The sequence below is a fragment of the Curtobacterium aurantiacum genome (assembly GCF_018598555.1).
Classification (GTDB): domain Bacteria; phylum Actinomycetota; class Actinomycetes; order Actinomycetales; family Microbacteriaceae; genus Curtobacterium; species Curtobacterium aurantiacum.
The window spans coordinates 28,011-45,043 of record NZ_JAHEWN010000002.1; the positions used below are offsets into that span (position 1 = coordinate 28,011).

Sequence of the window (17,033 nt, forward strand, 5' to 3'; positions counted from 1 at the left end):
ATCCACTGCGACGCCCCCCGTGCTGAGATGTACTCAGCACCACGAATCTATCGAACCGCTCAGGATTGCGCACCCCCTGGCGGAGATCCGGCTGGACGGAGATCCGGCTGGACGGAGATCCGGCTGGACGGAGATCCGGCGGCGGACCGACGACCGTCCGGCCGACGGTCCACCGTGCTCAGACGTCGAGGTGGTCCACCAGCTCGTCCGCCAGGCCCGTGTAGGTCGCCGGCGTCAGGTTGGTCAGCCGGGCCTTCGCGCCGTCCGAGATGTCGAGACGGTTCACGAACACGATGAGGTCCTGCTGGCTCACACGCTTGCCGCGCGTGAGTTCCTTGAGCATCGCGTAGGGGTCCTCGATGTTCGACTGCCCGGCGGTGACCTCGGCACGGATGACCGTCTGGATGGCCTCGGCGAGCACCTCCCAGTTGTGGTCGAGGTCGTCGGCGAGCTTCGCCTCGTTCACGGCGATCTCGCCCAGGCCCCGGCGCAGGTTGTCGAGTGCGAGCAACGAGTGCCCGAACGCGACGCCGATGTTCCGCTGGGTGGTGGAGTCCGTCAGGTCGCGCTGCAGGCGGCTCGTCACGAGGGTCTCGGACAGCGTCGAGAAGAGCGCCGACGAGATCTCGAGGTTCGCCTCGGCGTTCTCGAACTTGATCGGGTTGATCTTGTGCGGCATCGTCGACGACCCGGTGGCACCGGCGACGGGGATCTGCGTGAAGTACCCCATCGAGATGTAGGTCCACACGTCGGTGGCCAGGTTGTGCAGGATCCGGTTGGCGTGACGCACCCGGTCGTACAGCTCGGCCTGCCAGTCGTGCGACTCGATCTGGGTGGTGAGCGGGTTCCACGTCAGGCCGAGGCCCTCGACGAACTCGCGGGACAGTGCGGGCCAGTCGGCCTCGGGGTCCGCGGCGAGGTGCGCCGAGAAGGTGCCGGTCGCGCCGGAGAACTTGCCGAGGTACTCGCCGCCCTCGATCTGGGCGAGCACGCGCTCGAGCCGGTAGACGACGACCGCGAGCTCCTTGCCGAGCGTCGTCGGGGTGGCCGGCTGACCGTGGGTGTGCGAGAGCATCGGCACGCTCTTCAGCTCGACGGCGAGCGTGCGGAGCTTCTCGATCACGGCGCGGAAGCCGGGCAGCCAGACCTGGTCGACGGTGTCCCGCACGGTGAGTGCGTAGGACAGGTTGTTGACGTCCTCGCTCGTGGCGGCGAAGTGGGTGAGCTCGGCGATCGCGTCGAGCCCGAGCTCGGACAGGCGGCGGCGCACGAAGTACTCGACGGCCTTGACGTCGTGACGGGTCGTCGCCTCGATCTCGGCGAGCTCCGCGATCTGGTCGTGGCCGAAGGTCGAGGCGATCGCGCGGAGTGCGGCCTTGTCGTCGACGCTGAGCGGCGAGGTGGTGAACATCGCGTGGTCGGTCAGGAAGATGAGCCACTCGACCTCGACCACGATGCGCGCGCGGTTGAGGCCGGCCTCGGAGAGGTGCTCGCCCACCGTGTGCACGATCGGGTAGTAGCGCCCGTCGAGCGGGCTGATCGGCTGCGGGGGAAGGGGGGTCATGGGGCTCCCTGACGGACTGCCGGCTCGAGCTGGTGGAAGAGCGCCCGGCAGGCACGTTCGACGGTCGAGAGCACTCGGTCGAACTCGTGCCGGTCCGCGTAGTACGGGTCCGGCACGTCGGCCTGCTGGGGCCAGGCGGCGTCGTACCGCAACAGGAGCGTCACCTTGGCGGAGTCGTCCATGGTCGGGGCCCACGAGCGCAGGATGCGTTCGTGGGAGCGGTCGAGTGCGACCACCAGGTCGAGGTCCGGGAACCGGTCCGGGTCGAACTGACGGGCGCGATGCCTGCTGCCATCGTATCCGCGCGCCGCCAGGGCTGCGATCGTGCGCTCGTCGGCGGGTTCCCCGACGTGCCAGTCACCGGTGCCGGCCGACTCCACCTGGAACCGGTCGGCGAGACCGGCGTCCGCGGCGATCTGCGCGAACACGACACCGGCCATGGGGGAGCGGCAGATGTTGCCGCTGCAGACGAACGAGACGCGGAACGGGGCGTCGACGTCCTGGGTCATGAGCACATCATGACGCAGGGCGGGGTCCGCCGCGAGGTCCGCCGACCTCACGCCCGCTGGCGGTTGAGGACCGGGCGAGCGAAGAGCCCGATCAGCCACGCGAAGACCGCGAGCACGAAGGCACCGACGATGCCCCAGCCGAAGGAGTCGACCTCGAGCCCGAAGCCGAACGCCTCCGAGATGCCCGCGACGATGAGCAGCAGGATCGCGTTCACGACGAACGAGATGAGCCCGAGCGTGAGGATGTAGATCGGGAACGCCACGATCCGGATGAGCGTGCCGATCACCGCGTTCACGAGGCCGAACACGAACGCCACGAGCAGGAAGGTGAGCACGGTCGCGGTGGTGCCGCCGTCACCGAACGGCGTCACGGAGACGCCGCTGACGATGAGCGTGGTGAGCCAGAGCGCGAGGGCGTTGACGACGAGGCGGACGAGGAATCGCATGTGCCCATGATGCCCTCGCTTCCCCTCGTGGGTGCCGTGTACGTGCCGGTAGCCTGTGCGGGTGAGCGAGCAGCGTGTGCACATCCGGCCCGAGGTGGCGGTCCTCCCCGCGTACAAGCAGGGACGCCAGGCGGCCGACTCCGCCTTCAAGCTGTCGAGCAACGAGAACCCGTTCCCACCGCTCCCCGGGGTCGTCGAGGCCGTGCAGGCGCAGACCTCGTACAACCGCTACCCCGACGCCACCGCCCTCGCCGTGCGTGCCGTGCTGGCCAACCGCTTCGGCCTGACCGCCGAGCAGGTGCACGTCGCCCCGGGCAGCGTCGCGATCCTGCACGAGCTCGCCCGTGCCACCTCGGGCCCCGGCGACGAGGTCGTCTACGCCTGGCGCTCGTTCGAGGCGTACCCCGGCGTCGTCACGGTCGCCGGTGCCACCAGCGTGCCGGTGCCGAACCGCGCCGACGGCGGGCACGACCTCGACGCCATGGCTGCTGCCGTCACGGAGCGCACCCGCATGGTGATCGTCTGCTCGCCGAACAACCCGACGGGGCCGATCGTGACCGCCGACGAGTTCGACGCGTTCATGGCAGCGGTGCCGCAGTCGGTGCTGGTCGTGCTCGACGAGGCATACGCCGAGTTCGTCACCGACGAGACCGCCGTCCACGGTCACCCGTTGCTCGCCGCGCACCCCAACCTCGTGGTCCTCCGCACCTTCTCGAAGGCGTACGGGCTCGCAGGCCTCCGGGTGGGCTACGCGCTCGGCCCGGACTACGTGCTCGACGCGGTCCGCGCGTGCGCCATCCCACTGTCGGTGACCGCCCAGGGGCAGGCAGCGGCGCTGGCCAGCCTGGAACGCGAGGCCGAACTGCTCGAGCGCGTGTCCGAGATCGCGACCCTGCGGGACCGGATCGTCGGCGAGCTCCGCGCCCAGGGCTGGGACGTCCCGGACGCCCAGGGCAACTTCCTCTGGCTGCCGACGGGGGAGCGGACGGCCACCGCGGCAGCGGCGTTCGAGGACGCCGGGATCATCGTCCGGGCCTTCCCGCCGGAGGGCATCCGCATCTCGATCGGCGAGCACGAAGCTGTGGAAACGCTCCTCGAAACGGCCCGCTCACTTGTGGGGGACCTCCAGGTGGCCGACTAGTGCCTGGCGCTACGCTGGCCCGCATGTCATTCCGCGCCGCGGCTCCCGCGACGACCACCGTCCGGCTCCTCGACCCCGAGGGTCGGTTCGTGGAGACCGACGAGAACGCCGAGTTCGCCGCCGCCGCGCGAGCGATCCCGGACGAGACCCTGCTGGCGATGCACCGCCGCATGGTCCTCACCCGTCGGTTCGACCACGCCGGCCACAACCTCCAGCGCACGGGCCAGCTCGGCCTGTGGGTCCCCAGCCACGGGCAGGAGGCCGCGCAGACCGGCTCCGCGTTCGCCCTGCGCGCCCAGGACCACGTGTTCCCGTCGTACCGCGAGCACGCCGTCACCATGCAGCGCGGCGTCGAGCCGATGGAGATCATCGCGATGTACCGCGGGCAGACCCACGGCGGGTGGGACCCGGACCAGCGCGGCAACACGCACATCTCCACCCTGGTGATCGGCTCGCAGACCCTGCACGCCACCGGGTACGCACTCGGCCAGAAGCTCGACGGCGACGTCGGCACGGGCGACCCGGACCGCGACGCCTGCTCGATCGTCTACTTCGGCGACGGCGCCACCAGCCAGGGCGACGTGAACGAGGCCTTCGTGTTCTCCGCGTCGACCGGGGCACCGGTCGTCTTCTTCCTGCAGAACAACCACTGGGCCATCTCGGTGCCGGTGTCGGTGCAGTCCCCGACGCCGCTCGTCGACCGACCGCGCGGCTTCGGCATCCCGAGCGTCCTCATCGACGGCAACGACATCCTCGCCTCCTACACGGCGTCCGTCGTCGCGACCGAGCACGCCCGCAGCGGGCAGGGCCCGGCCTTCATCGAGGCCGACACCTACCGCATCGGTGCGCACACCAGCTCGGACGACCCGAGCCGGTACCGCGCCGACGGCGAGCTCGAGGAGTGGGTCCGCCGTGACCCGATCGTCCGGTCCGAGGCGTACCTGCGTTCGAAGGGCGCGACGGACGAGCAGTTCGCCGCGTTCGACGAAGAGGGCGAGGACATCGCCGCCGACGTCCGGCGCCGCACCGTCGCGCTGACCGCACCGTCCGTCGACGTGATGTTCGACAACGTCTACCGCGAGCCGCACCCGCGGATCACCGAGCAGAAGGCCTGGCTCGCCCAGTACGAGGCCGGCTTCGAAGGGGGCGCCCACGCATGAGCACCACCGAGCAGCTCTTCGACTACACGCTCCGCGCCCACCCGGGCGCCGGCGAGGTCCCGAGCGACCCCACCCCGACCCTGCCGATGGCCAAGGCGCTCAACGCCGGGCTCGCCGCGGCGATGGAAGCGGACGACAAGGTCCTGCTGATGGGCGAGGACATCGGCCAGCTCGGCGGCGTCTTCCGCATCACCGAGGGCCTGCAGGACCGCTTCGGCGCCGAGCGCGTGCGGGACACCCCGCTCGCCGAGGCCGGCATCATCGGCACCGCGATCGGCCTCGCCCTGCGCGGCTACCGCCCGGTCGTCGAGATCCAGTTCGACGGCTTCGTGTGGCCCGGCTTCGACCAGATCACGTCGCAGCTCGCGAAGATGGCGAACCGCCTGCCGGCGCACATGTCGCTGCCGGTCGTCATCCGCATCCCCTACGGCGGGCACATCGGCGCCGTGGAGCACCACCAGGAGTCCCCGGAGGCGTACTTCGCGCACACCCCGGGCCTGCGCGTGGTCAGCCCGAGCACCCCGAACGACGCCTACTGGATGATCCAGGAGGCCATCGCGTCGAAGGACCCGGTGATCTTCCTCGAGCCGAAGTCGCGTTACTGGCCGAAGGGCCAGGTGGACCTCGTCGAGGGCCACGTCCCGATGCACACCACCCGCGTCGCGCGCACCGGCACCGAGGTCACCCTCGTCGGTCACGGCGCGATGGTCGCGACGCTGATGCAGGCCGCGGACATCGCCGAGGCCGAGGGCACCAGCTGCGAGGTCATCGACCTCCGCTCGATCTCGCCGATCGACTGGGAGCCGCTGCTCGCCTCCGTCCGCAAGACCGGTCGCCTGGTCATCGCACAAGAGGCCTCCGGCTTCGTCAGTGTCGGCAGCGAGATCGCCGCGACCGTCGCCGAGCGGGCGTTCTACACGATGCAGGCACCGCCGCTGCGGGTCTCCGGCTTCGACGTGCCGTTCCCGGTCTCGAAGCTCGAGCACCTGCACCTGCCGGATGCCGACCGCATCCTCGAGGCCGTCGACCGCGCCCTCGCCTACTGACCCGTCCGACCGAGCACGACCAGATCCGCGAAGGAGCCGTAGTGGCCGCCGCCGAATTCCCCCTGCCCGACGTGGGTGAAGGCCTCACCGAGGCCGAGATCGTGCAGTGGCGCGTCGCCATCGGGGACGAGATCGCCGTCGACCAGGTGCTCGTCGAGATCGAGACCGCGAAGTCGCTCGTCGAGCTGCCCTCGCCGTTCGCCGGAACCGTCACGGGCCTGCTCGTGTCCGAGGGTGACACGGTCGAGGTCGGCAAGCCGATCATCCGCGTCGACTCGGACGCCTCGGTCGCGTCCGGAGCAGCCCTCACGCCGCCTGCGGAACAGCCGGGAGGCACGGTTCCCGTCGCCGATTCCGCCCCGGTCTCGCCCGTGGTCGCGTCCACCCCTCCGACCGCTGCCGCCCCGTCGGCTCCGGTCGCGCAGACCCCTCCCGCTCCCGCGGCGGTGCCGGCACGCGCCGCTGCCCCCGCTCCGGCCGCGCCTGCCCCTGCCGCCGCACCGGCGGCTGCGCCGATCCAGCCGGTCGCGGTCGACGCCTCCGTCCAGGGCACCGACGAGTCCTCCGGCGCCGTCCTCGTCGGCTACGGCTCGGCGACCTCGTCGCCCTCCCGACGCAAGCCGGGTGCCCGCCGGGCCGCAGCGCTCGCGGCCGAGGCGAGCCGCGCCTCCAGTGTGGACACCGCGGCGGCCGCCGAAGCCTCCGTCGACCCGGGCGAGGAGAGCACGGCCGAGGCGATCAGCGCGCTCGGCACCGGCTCCGCGCACAAGCAGAGCACGGCCACCAACGTGCTGGCGAAGCCGCCGATCCGGAAGCTCGCGAAGGACCTCGGCGTCGAACTGACCGAGATCGTCGCGACCGGTCTGGCCGGCGAGGTCACCCGCGACGACGTCATCCGGCACGCGAAGCAGGCCAGCGTCTTCCGCAACATCGAGACGCCCGAGTGGGGCGAGGTCCGCAGCGAGACGATCCCGGTCAAGGGCGTCCGCAAGGCCATCGCGACCGCGATGACCACGTCCGCGTTCACGGCACCGCACGTGTCGCTGTTCGTCGACGTCGACGCGACCCACACGATGGAGTTCGTCAAGCGGCTCAAGGCCTCGCCGACGTTCGCCGGCGTCAAGGTCTCGCCGCTGCTCATCGTCGCGAAGGCCGTCATCTGGGCCGTCCGTCGGAACCGCTCGGTGAACTCGACCTGGACCGACCGCGAGATCATCGTCCACCACTTCGTGAACCTCGGCATCGCCGCGGCGACCCCGCGCGGGCTCATCGTGCCGAACATCAAGGACGCGCAGGACATGTCGCTGCTCGAGCTGGCACAGGCGCTCGAGGAGCTCACCCTGACCGCCCGCGACGGCAAGACCACGCCGAAGCAGATGGCGAACGGCACGGTGTCGATCACGAACATCGGTGTGTTCGGCATGGACACCGGGACCCCGATCCTCAACCCGGGCGAGGTCGCGATCGTCGCCATGGGCACGATCAAGCCGAAGCCGTGGGTCGTCGACGGCGAGGTCCGTTCGCGCATGGTGACGACGATCGGCGCCTCGTTCGACCACCGGGTCGTCGACGGTGACGTGGCGTCCCGCTTCGTGCACGACGTCGCCTCGGTGCTCGAGGAGCCCGCGCTCCTGCTCGACTAGTCGCCGCTCCCGTGCGGACTCCCTGCGGCTCTCCGCACGGAGTCCGCGCGATCCGGCGATCGTCGCGTGGTGTTCACGCGGATGTCGTGGGTCGGCGGCATGATCGGTGCATGGTCCACCAGCTCCTGACCCCCTCGCAGGAGATCCGAACGGATCGCCTCCTGCTCACCCCGCTGACGCCCGCCGACATCGACGACGTGCACGCGCTCTTCTCGGACGCCCGCACGTGGCAGCACCTGCCCACCGGTCGGCACGTGGCGCGGAGCTCGAGCGTGGACATGGTGCAGCGCAAGATCGGCGGTCGTGCACGGCACGGCCTCGGGTCCTGGGCGGTCCGGAACGCCTCCGACCACGCCTTCGTCGGCGTCGGTGGGGTCGACATGACCGCCGGAGGGGTCTGGAACCTCGGCTACCGCCTGGCGCCGGCCGCGTGGGGGCAGGGCTTCGCGTCCGAGATCGCCCTCGCGGCCGTCCGCGCTGCTGCCGAGACCGCTCCCGACGTGCCGGTGACCGGGCGCGTGCTCACGAACAACCCCGCCTCCGCCGCGGTGCTCCGTCGTGCCGGACTCTCGCTGGTCTGGCAGGGGCCGCCCGCCGTGCAGAACCGTGCGGCCGCCGGGGTCGACGGACAGGTCTGGACGGATCGGCTGCTCTCCGACGAGCAGTTCGCCTGGCTCGTGGCCAACGCCTGAGCGCCCGCTCCGCCGTCCGACGCCGGTGCACGTTGGTCTTCCCGGGCTGACTCGCTACTGTGATGGGAACTGGTCATGTCCGCGCATGACCACCGCCCAGGACCAGCAACGGAGCACGAGGGACGCATGACGAGCCGCATCACCGAGGGTGCCGAACCGAAGCACCAGCAGCTGCGGCGCATCCTGCTCGACCTCGTCACCACCCGCCTGGCCCCCGGCGCCGCGATCCCCTCCGAACGCCAGCTCATCGCCGAGTACGGCGTCTCCCGGATCACCGTGCGCGAAGCCCTCGGCCAGCTCGTCAACGAGGGCTACCTCGAGCGTGTCCGGGGCAAGGGCACCTTCGTGGCGCACCGCCCCGTGCAGTCGACGCTGCACCTCGCCTCGTTCACGGAGGAGATGCGGGCGATGGGGCACGAGCCGACCACCGTCGTGCTCGTGCGCGAAGAGCGGGTACCGCCGGCCGACACCGCCGCGGCGCTGCGCATCGACCCGGACGTGCCGGCCTTCCACGTGAAGCGCCTGCGGATGGCCGACGGCGCCCCGGTGTCGATCGACGACGCCTGGCTCGTGGCCGACGCGTTCCCGGGCCTGCTCGACCACGACCTGTCCGGTTCGGTGTACTCGATCATCGCGACGGCGTACGGCACCCCGATCGACCGCGCGCAGCAGACCGTCGCGGCGAACCCCGCTGCCGACGACGTGGCGACGCTGCTCGGCACGAAGACCGGAGCGCCGGTGCTCGAGTTCGACCGGGTGTCGTACGCGGGGGAGCGCCCCGTGGAGCACACCCGGAGCTGGTACCGCTCGGACCGCTACCGGGTGCAGATGGAGGTCACCGCGACCCCGGCGGTCGCCTAGATCCCTCAGCAACACGAGAGCGACCGTGTGCCGCGGGTGTTCCGCAGCACACGGTCGCTCTCGAAGGGGGAAGTGGCCCTAGACCTCGTACAGGGTGTCGCCGTCGAGCACCGTGGTGCCGACCATCCCCTGGTCGACGCTGTCCGCGGTCGAACCGAGCACGACGACGGGGCAGATCGGCGAGTAGCCGGCCGCCGAGATCACCGAGGGGGTGAAGCGGACGACGGGTTCGCCGGCAGTGACGGTGTCGCCCTCGGCGGCGAGGAGCTCGAAGCCCTCGCCCGACAGCTTCACGGTGTCGATCCCGACGTGGACCAGGATGTCCGTGCCCGCAGCGCCCTGCAGCGCGAACGCGTGCGGGTGCAGCTTCACGATGGTGCCGTCGACCGGGGCGACCGCGGTGATCGCACCCTCGACGCCCGTCGGGTCGACCGCGACACCGGCGCCGACGAGCTGCCCGGCGAACACCGGATCGGGCACGTCGGCGAGGGCGACGACCGGGCCGGCGAACGGGGTGCGGACGACGGTCACAGTTCGTCCTGGATGTCCTGCGCGAGGTTGTCGGCGATCGTGCCGACGATGACCTGCCAGCCGGTCCCGCCACCGACCACGGCCTGTGCCCCGGCGGCCTGCAGGGCGGCCTTGTCGACGAGGTCCCCGTCCTCGACCTCGACGCGGAGGCGCGTGATGCAGCCCTCGACCTCTTCGATGTTGTCGGCACCGCCGAGCGCGGCGATGATGTCGGCAGCCTTGATGTCGGCCATCGTTTCCTCCTCGTTAAGGGTTTGCGTCACAGGTTGACACCGGACCGCTCTCGGATCAGACTACGGAACTGGTCATGACCGGACAGGACCGGACCTGGCGACACCGCCGAGGTTACCTGCGCTGGCTGCACGACTCAACTCACCCCGACAGCTCCACCCAATGACGAGAGGACCTCCGATGAGCGCCACCACTGCCGCGGATGTGCCGGAGAAGAAGAAGCCGAAGAAGCAGTCCCGGGTCTTCGCGAACGCCCAGCGCCTCGGACGGAGTCTGCTCCTGCCGATCGCGGTCATGCCGGCAGCGGGCATCCTGCTCCGACTCGGCCAGTCCGACATGCTCGGTGCGATCCCCGGCTTCGAGCAGGGTGCGACGATCATCGCGGCCGCCGGGCAGGCCGTGTTCACCTGGCTGCCGCTGCTGTTCGCGGTCGGCATCGCGATCGGGTGGGCCAAGAAGTCGGACGGCACCACCGCCCTCGCGGCCGTCGTCGGGTACATGGTCATGTACCAGGTGTTCGCCGCCATGTCGCCGATCGTGCTCGACGGGGTGAAGGACTCGGCCGGCAACCCCGCCACCATCAACTTCGGTGTCCTCGGCGGCATCGTGATGGGGCTCGTCTCCGCGGTGCTGTGGGAGAAGTTCCACCGCACGAAGATGCCCGACTTCCTCGGGTTCTTCTCCGGCCGCCGACTGGTGCCGATCCTCGCAGCCGCCGCGGGTCTCGTCATCGCGGTCCTGATGTCGTTCGTCTACCGCTACTTCGACATCGCGCTGACGGCTGCCGGCACCGCCGTCGCCGACAACGCCGTGATCGGTGGCGGCATCTTCGGGTTCGCGAACCGCATGCTCATCCCGATCGGTCTGCACCAGCTGCTCAACTTCTTCCCGTGGTTCCAGCTCGGCAGCTTCACCGGCGCGGACGGCATCGCGGTGCACGGTGACGTGAACCGCTTCCTCGCGGGTGACCCGACCGCCGGCACCTTCATGACCGGCTTCTTCCCGATCATGATGTTCGCGCTGCCCGCCGGTGCCCTCGCGATCTGGCGCAACGCCAAGCCGCAGAACCGCAAGCTCGTCGGCGGCATCATGATCTCCGCCGCACTGACCTCGTTCGTCACGGGCATCACCGAGCCGCTCGAGTACTCGTTCATGTTCGTGGCGTTCCCGCTGTACATCATCCACGCGGTGCTCACGGGCACCTCGCTCGCCCTGGTGAACGCCCTCGGGATCCACGACGGGTTCTCGTTCTCGGCGGGTGCGATCGACTACGTGCTGAACTTCGGCAAGGCGGACGGCGCGATCTGGCTCATCCCGATCGGCCTCGGGTACGCCGTCATCTACTACTTCCTGTTCAGTTTCGTGATCAAGAAGTGGAACCTCCGCACGCCGGGGCGTGAAGAGGACACCATCGCCGAGAACACGATCGACGCGGCCACCAAGCCGTAGACGCGAGCGTTTCCGGACAGGAGGCCCGGTGCCAGCTGGCACCGGGCCTCCCGTCCGTTCCCGGTCGCGCTGAGAGCCCTCATAGCGGTTTTGACAATCGTTATCAGTAGGCGTTAGCGTCGTGCCATGCGCAACCGCCTCCTCGCCCTCCCGCTCGTCGCCGGCGCCGCCGCGCTCGCCCTGACCGGGTGCGCGACCTCATCCGCCTCGGGGGAGGCCGGCACCGACGGCACGATCAACGTCGTCGCCTCCACGAACGTCTACGGCTCGATCGTGAAGACCATCGGCGGCGACGCCGTCTCGGTGACGAGCATCCTCAAGGACCCGTCGCAGGACCCGCACTCCTTCGAGTCGAGCGCCCGCACGCAGCTCGCCGTGTCGAAGGCCGACCTGCTCATCGAGAACGGTGGCGGGTACGACGACTTCATGACGACGCTCGCGGACGCCTCGGACACCAAGGCCGACACGATCAACGTCGTGAAGCTCTCCGGGCTCGACAAGGGCGGCGAGTTCAACGAGCACGTCTTCTACAGCTACCCGACGATGGTGAAGCTCGTCGACGCGGTCACGAAGGACCTCAGCGCGCTCGACGAGGGCGGGAAGGACGCGTTCGAGAAGAACGCGGACGCCCTCACCACCAAGCTCGAGGACCTCGAGTCGCAGACCGACGCGGTCAAGCAGCAGGACGCGGGCGACAAGGTCGCGTACACCGAGCCGGTGCCCGGGTACCTCTTCGACGCGATGGGCCTGACGAACGAGACCCCCGGTGACTTCTCCGAGGCGATCGAGGAGGGCGACGACGTCCCGCCGGCGGCGCTCCGCGACACCCTCGCGCTGTTCACCGGCAAGCGCGTGCAGCTGCTCGCCTACAACAACCAGGCATCGAGCCCCGAGACCGAACAGGTCCAGAAGGCGGCCGAGGAGAACGACATCCCCGTCGTCGGTGTCACGGAGACGCTCCCCGAGGGGCAGGATTACGTCTCGTGGCAGCAGGCGAACATCGACGCGGTGAAGGCAGCGCTCCAGAAGTGACGACCTCGACCGCAGCAGCGGCGACCCACGGCCCGGCGACCACCACGGTGGACGACCGGGCTGCGGCTCGTCCGGTCCTCGCGCTCCGCGACGCCGGGTTGTCGTACGGCGCCCGGAAGCTCTGGGCGGGCCTCGACCTCGACCTCGCACCGGGGGAGTTCGTCGCGGTCCTCGGTCCGAACGGCGCGGGCAAGACCTCGCTGCTCCGCACGGTCCTCGGCCAGCAGCGGCTGACGAGCGGCACGATGTCCTTCCTCGGGCAGCCGGTGCACCGGGGACACCGGAAGATCGGGTACATACCGCAGCAGCGACTCATGGAGGCGGGGACGCCCCTCCGCGCGCGGGACATGATCGCCCAGGGTGTCACCGGGCACCGGTGGGGCATCCGTCGGGCGTCGAAGGCCGATCGGCTGCGCATCGACCGCGTCCTCGACGAGGTCGGTGCCACCGACTTCGCGGACGCCCCCGTCGCGGAACTGTCGGGTGGTGAGCAGCAGCGCACCCGCGTCGGGCAGGCCATCGCCGCCGACCCCGCCCTGCTGCTGTGCGACGAACCCCTCATCTCCCTCGACCTGCGGCACCAGCGCGGGATCACCGAGCTCATCGACCGCGAACGTCGGCAGCGTGACGCCGCCGTGCTGTTCGTGACGCACGACGTGAACCCGATCCTCGACGTCGTCGACCGCGTGCTCTACATCGCGGGCGGCCGGTTCCGGATCGGTTCGCCGGACGAGGTCCTGCGCGCCGACGTGCTGAGCGACCTGTACGGCACGCCCGTCGACGTCGTCCGCACCATGGGCCGGATCGTCATCGTCGGGGCGAACGAGGCCCACGAGCACCACCCGGGCGAGGTCGACCCGCACGCCGACCCGTCGGACGAAGGGCGGATCTGATGGACCTGCTGTCGACCGTCTTCTCGTTCCAGGACTACGGCGAGCTCCTGGTGCTCGTGCAGAACTCGATCTGGGCCGGCGCGGTGCTCGGCATCGTCGGCGGACTCATCGGCCCGTTCGTCGTCGCCCGGAACATGCCGTTCGCCGTGCACGGCATCTCGGAGCTCTCGTTCGCCGGTGCCAGTGCGTCGCTGCTGCTCGGCGTGAACGTCGTCTCCGGCTCGCTCGTGGGGTCGGTCATCGCCGCCCTGCTCATCGGTGTGCTCGGCTCCCGGGCCCGGGAACGCAACTCGATCATCGCCGTCCTCATGCCGTTCGGACTCGGGATCGGCATCCTCTGCCTCGCCCTCTACAAGGGCCGGGCCGCCAACAAGTTCGGGCTGCTCACCGGGCAGATCGTGTCGGTCGACAACCCGCAGCTGACGTTCCTCATCGTGGTCGCCGCGATCGTCGTCGCGACGCTGCTCGTCATCTGGCGTCCGCTGATGTTCGCCTCGGTCGACCCGGACGTCGCCGCGGCCGCCGGGATCCCGGTGCGCACCCTCGCGATCGTGTTCATGCTCGTGCTCGGACTGGCCACCGCGGTGTCGGTGCAGATCGTCGGCGCGCTGCTCGTGCTGTCCCTGCTCGTCACACCGGCGGCCGCAGCCCTGCGGCTCAGTTCGCACCCGGTCGTCGTACCGGTGCTGTCGACACTGTTCGCGGTGACGTCGGTCGTCGGTGGCATCCTGCTCGCACTGGGTGGCGGCCTGCCGATCAGCCCCTACGTGACGACCATCTCGTTCGCGATCTGGGTGGTCTGCCGGATCGTCGGGTCGCGACGTGACCGGCGGGGACGCAACCGTGTCGCCGGGCGGGGCGAGCGCGGCGGGGACGAGCCGGGCCTCCCGGCAGCAACGACGTCGACAGCAGGCCGGAAGGAAGAGGTGACAGCATGAACGCCGTGCAGAAGACCAAGCGGAACACGTGGCAGCGCGAAGCGGTGCGCGGAGCCCTCGACTCCACCGAGGGGTTCGTCAGCGCCCAGGCACTGCACCAGCACCTGCGGGACGAGGGCTCGACCATCGGTCTGGCCACCGTCTACCGGGCGCTCGCCGACCTGGCGACCGAGGGTGACGCCGACTCGCTGCAGCAGGACGGCGAATCGCTGTACCGGGCGTGCACGACGGACACGCACCACCACCACCTGATCTGCCGGAACTGCGGCCGGACCGTCGAGATCGAGGCGGACCCGGTGGAGCAGTGGGCGCAGGACGTCGCCGCGGCCAACGGGTTCACGAACGCCAGCCACGTCGTCGACATCTTCGGCGACTGCGCCGTCTGCACCGCCGCCCGAGCGACCGCGGCCAGCGACGAGTAGCCTGCCCCGCATGCACGTCATCCTGGTCCCCGGGTTCTGGCTCGACGCGAGCGCGTGGGACGACGTCGCCCCTGTGCTCCGCGAAGCCGGGCACTCGGTGCAGGCGGTCACGCGCGACGGTGGCACGCTCGACGAGCAGGTCACCGCACTGGTCGCGATCCTCGACGACGTCGCGTCCCCCGACGAGCGGGTCGTGCTGGCCGGGCACTCGGGAGCCGGGCCGATCGCGTACATGGCTGCCGACCAGCGGCCCTCGCTCGTCGCGCACCTGCTCTACGTCGACACCTTCCCCGGGCCGGAGGGCGGGTGCGTCAACGACGAACTGCCCGTGGTCGACGGGGTCGTACCGCTGCCGGCGTGGGACATCTGGGAACCCGCCACCGTCCGGGGCATGACGCCCGAGGTCCGGCAGGACGTCGAGCGCCGAGCGGTCCCGGAGCCCGCGTCGGTGCCGTCCGACCGGTTCCACTACTCCGACCCCGCACGGCACACGATCCCGGCGACGATCATCACGTGTGAGATCCCCGCTGCCGAGCTGCTCGCGATGGTCGCGGACCACCAGGCCTGGGCGGCCGAGCTCGTCGCCACCGAAGAGCTGTCCATCGTCGGGCTCGAGACCGGACACTGGCCGATGTTCACGGCGCCCGAGCAGCTCGGGGAGCTGATGGTCCAGGCGCTGGCGCCCAAGCCGACGCAGACTCCGTAGGCCACGCACGCCGTCGGCGACGCACGCCGTCGGCGACGCACGCCGTCGGCGACGCGTCGGGCGTGACGCCGAGACGGACCGCAGCCCGCTCCGCGTACCGTCCCGCTCGTGGATCTCGCAGCGTGGACACAGTGGGCGGGCGCGTCCGACTACGACGTCGCCCGGTTCGTCCTGCAGCGCGGCGTCGCGGCGATCGCCTGCCTCGCCTTCCTCTCCGCCCTCGCCCAGTTCCCGGCACTCGTCGGCGAGCGGGGGCTGCTCCCCGTGCCCCGCTTCATGGAGCACCCGTACGCCCGTCGGCTCCCCGTGGTCTGGCGGTGGTGGCGGTACACCGACCGACGGCTGCGGCTGCTCGCCGGCGGGGGAGCCGTGGTGTCCTTCGCCCTGGTGGTCGGGCTGCCGCAGCGGGCCCCGTGGTGGGTGCCGATGCTGTGCTTCCTGCTGCTCTGGCTGGCGTACCTGTCGATCTCCGACGTCGGGCAGACCTTCTGGGCGTTCGGGTGGGAGTCCCTGCTGGTCGAGGCGCTGTTCACCGTCGCGTTCCTCGGTTCCGACGACGTCGCACCGCCGATCGTCGTGCTCGTCGCGCTGCGGTGGCTCGTGTTCCGGCTCGAGTTCGGTGCCGGGATGATCAAGATGCGTGGCGACCGTTCGTGGCGGGACCTGACGGCGCTGTACTACCACCACGAGACGCAGCCGATGCCGAACCCGGTGTCGCGCACGGCACACCTGCTGCCCCGTCCCGTGCACCGGTTCGAGACCCTCGGCAGCCACTTCGTGCAGCTGGTCGTGCCGTTCTTCCTGTTCGCGCCGCAGCCCGTGGCCTCGATCGCAGCCGCCCTCGTCCTGCTCACCCAGCTCTGGCTCGTGGTCTCCGGCAACTTCGCCTGGCTCAACTGGATCACCCTCGTGCTGACCTTCGCCGCGATCGACGACCGGTCGGTGGCGGCGGTGCTGCCCTGGTTGCACGACGCCGTCGCAGCCGGGCCGTCGGCCACCCCGGTCTCCTTCGTCGCGGTGACCGTCGCCGTCGGACTGCTGCTCGCATGGCTGTCCTGGCCGGCGGCGAAGAACCTGGTGTCGCGGCGACAGCTCATGAACGCCTCGTTCAACCGGTGGCACCTGGCGAACGCCTACGGGGCCTTCGGCAGTGTGACGCAGCAGCGTGACGAGGTCATCGTCGAGGGGACCCTGGCCGAGGACCCGTCCGACGAGGACTGGCAGCCCTACGAGTTCCGCGGCAAGCCGGGCGACCCGAGGCGCCGGCCCGGGCAGTTCGCGCCGTACCACCTCCGGCTCGACTGGCTGATGTGGTTCCTGGCGCTCGGGGCCGACGACCGGTGGTTCCGGGTGTTCGTCCTCCGCCTGCTCGAGGCCGACCGGCCCACGCTGCGGTTGCTCGCCCACGACCCGTTCGACGGGCGGCCTCCGCGGTGGGTGCGTGCGCGGATGTTCCACTACCGGTTCGCCACCCGAGCCGAGCGGCGGGAGACGGGGCTGTACTGGATCCGGCGGGAGCGGTACCTGCTCATGGCGCCGGTCGGGCTCCCGCGCGGTCGTGCCGCGGAGGGTGGTTCTGCTCACGATCGCGGGCGGTGGGGGTGACCACGCGTGCGCGTGAGCGGTCCGGTCGGCCGCACCGGGCCTCCCGGCCTGGAGGCGTGGCTTGCGACACGCCCGGTCCTCGCGTAACGTGGACCCCTGGTTCTCCGCGTCCGCGCGGGCGGACCCGTTGTTCCAAGCCCTCCGACCGTCGCGAATGCCGCGGT

Annotated in this window: 18 protein-coding genes; 13 read left to right on the plus strand and 5 right to left on the minus strand. The window is 70.6% G+C overall.

What is annotated here, in order from left to right; translation table 11 throughout:
* Positions 1-178 precede the first annotated feature (178 nt).
* The 3 genes from purB to KK087_RS02060 are packed head-to-tail and all read right to left on the minus strand — an operon-like array spanning position 179 to position 2,519.
* Positions 179-1,564, minus strand: coding sequence for an adenylosuccinate lyase (gene purB / locus KK087_RS02050; protein WP_214530031.1), 1,386 nt, complete (start codon positions 1,562-1,564; stop codon positions 179-181).
* Entirely contained in the window at positions 1,561-2,073 is a 513-nt protein-coding gene (locus KK087_RS02055; RefSeq protein WP_017886476.1) for a low molecular weight protein-tyrosine-phosphatase, read from the minus strand. The genes purB and KK087_RS02055 overlap by 4 nt, the downstream gene beginning before the upstream one ends.
* Positions 2,074-2,120: 47 nt before the next feature.
* Positions 2,121-2,519, minus strand: coding sequence for a phage holin family protein (locus KK087_RS02060; RefSeq protein ID WP_017886475.1), 399 nt, complete (start codon positions 2,517-2,519; stop codon positions 2,121-2,123).
* A 61-nt stretch (positions 2,520-2,580) separates the two neighbouring features.
* Between KK087_RS02060 and KK087_RS02065 the strand changes: the two genes are divergently transcribed.
* The 6 genes from KK087_RS02065 to KK087_RS02090 all read left to right on the plus strand — a co-directional run bounded on the left by KK087_RS02065 (position 2,581) and on the right by KK087_RS02090 (position 9,062).
* The gene (locus tag KK087_RS02065) at positions 2,581-3,660 is read left to right on the plus strand and encodes a histidinol-phosphate transaminase (protein WP_214530030.1); all 1,080 of its coding nucleotides are present in this window, start codon (positions 2,581-2,583) and stop codon (positions 3,658-3,660) included.
* A 23-nt stretch (positions 3,661-3,683) separates the two neighbouring features.
* On the plus strand, positions 3,684-4,820 hold the full coding sequence (locus KK087_RS02070) for a thiamine pyrophosphate-dependent dehydrogenase E1 component subunit alpha (protein ID WP_214564054.1): 1,137 nt from the start codon (positions 3,684-3,686) through the stop codon (positions 4,818-4,820).
* Positions 4,821-4,906: 86 nt separating this feature from the next.
* Positions 4,907-5,866 carry an alpha-ketoacid dehydrogenase subunit beta gene (locus tag KK087_RS02075; RefSeq protein ID WP_110894911.1) on the plus strand — a complete coding sequence of 320 codons (960 nt, stop codon included), beginning with the start codon at positions 4,907-4,909 and terminating at the stop codon, positions 5,864-5,866.
* 41 nt (positions 5,867-5,907) lie between these two features.
* Positions 5,908-7,509, plus strand: a complete 1,602-nt coding sequence (locus tag KK087_RS02080; RefSeq protein ID WP_214564055.1) for a dihydrolipoamide acetyltransferase family protein — start codon at positions 5,908-5,910, stop codon at positions 7,507-7,509.
* A gap of 110 nt (positions 7,510-7,619) precedes the next feature.
* Positions 7,620-8,201 (plus strand): GNAT family N-acetyltransferase, encoded by a 582-nt coding sequence (locus KK087_RS02085; RefSeq protein WP_194628389.1) that lies wholly within the window; start codon positions 7,620-7,622, stop codon positions 8,199-8,201.
* 126 nt (positions 8,202-8,327) lie between these two features.
* Positions 8,328-9,062, plus strand: a complete 735-nt coding sequence (locus tag KK087_RS02090; RefSeq protein WP_214544794.1) for a GntR family transcriptional regulator — start codon at positions 8,328-8,330, stop codon at positions 9,060-9,062.
* 78 nt (positions 9,063-9,140) lie between these two features.
* Here the strand turns inward: KK087_RS02090 and KK087_RS02095 are convergent, their stop codons facing one another.
* Together KK087_RS02095 and KK087_RS02100 are read right to left on the minus strand one after the other, a co-directional pair.
* The gene (locus KK087_RS02095; protein WP_214564056.1) at positions 9,141-9,593 is read right to left on the minus strand and encodes a PTS sugar transporter subunit IIA; all 453 of its coding nucleotides are present in this window, start codon (positions 9,591-9,593) and stop codon (positions 9,141-9,143) included.
* Complete coding sequence (locus KK087_RS02100; RefSeq protein ID WP_071293232.1) at positions 9,590-9,826, minus strand: PTS sugar transporter subunit IIB; 237 nt, start codon at positions 9,824-9,826, stop codon at positions 9,590-9,592. The genes KK087_RS02095 and KK087_RS02100 overlap by 4 nt, the downstream gene beginning before the upstream one ends.
* A gap of 178 nt (positions 9,827-10,004) precedes the next feature.
* On the opposite strand from KK087_RS02100, the gene KK087_RS02105 reads away from it, so the two are divergent.
* The 7 genes from KK087_RS02105 (at position 10,005) to KK087_RS02135 (ending at position 16,869) form a co-directional block, all read left to right on the plus strand.
* Entirely contained in the window at positions 10,005-11,273 is a 1,269-nt protein-coding gene (locus tag KK087_RS02105) for a PTS transporter subunit EIIC (protein ID WP_214530025.1), read from the plus strand.
* Between the two features lie 126 nt (positions 11,274-11,399).
* Positions 11,400-12,305, plus strand: a complete 906-nt coding sequence (locus KK087_RS02110) for a metal ABC transporter solute-binding protein, Zn/Mn family (protein WP_214530024.1) — start codon at positions 11,400-11,402, stop codon at positions 12,303-12,305.
* Between the two features lie 47 nt (positions 12,306-12,352).
* Entirely contained in the window at positions 12,353-13,198 is an 846-nt protein-coding gene (locus KK087_RS02115; RefSeq protein ID WP_214530043.1) for a metal ABC transporter ATP-binding protein, read from the plus strand.
* On the plus strand, positions 13,198-14,136 hold the full coding sequence (locus KK087_RS02120) for a metal ABC transporter permease (RefSeq protein ID WP_214530023.1): 939 nt from the start codon (positions 13,198-13,200) through the stop codon (positions 14,134-14,136). Before KK087_RS02115 ends, KK087_RS02120 begins: the two co-directional genes overlap by 1 nt.
* Complete coding sequence (locus KK087_RS02125; protein WP_214530022.1) at positions 14,133-14,558, plus strand: Fur family transcriptional regulator; 426 nt, start codon at positions 14,133-14,135, stop codon at positions 14,556-14,558. The genes KK087_RS02120 and KK087_RS02125 overlap by 4 nt, the downstream gene beginning before the upstream one ends.
* Before the next feature lie 10 nt (positions 14,559-14,568).
* Entirely contained in the window at positions 14,569-15,264 is a 696-nt protein-coding gene (locus KK087_RS02130; RefSeq protein ID WP_214564057.1) for an alpha/beta fold hydrolase, read from the plus strand.
* 108 nt (positions 15,265-15,372) lie between these two features.
* Entirely contained in the window at positions 15,373-16,869 is a 1,497-nt protein-coding gene (locus KK087_RS02135) for a lipase maturation factor family protein (RefSeq protein ID WP_214564058.1), read from the plus strand.
* Positions 16,870-17,033: the final 164 nt, after the last annotated feature.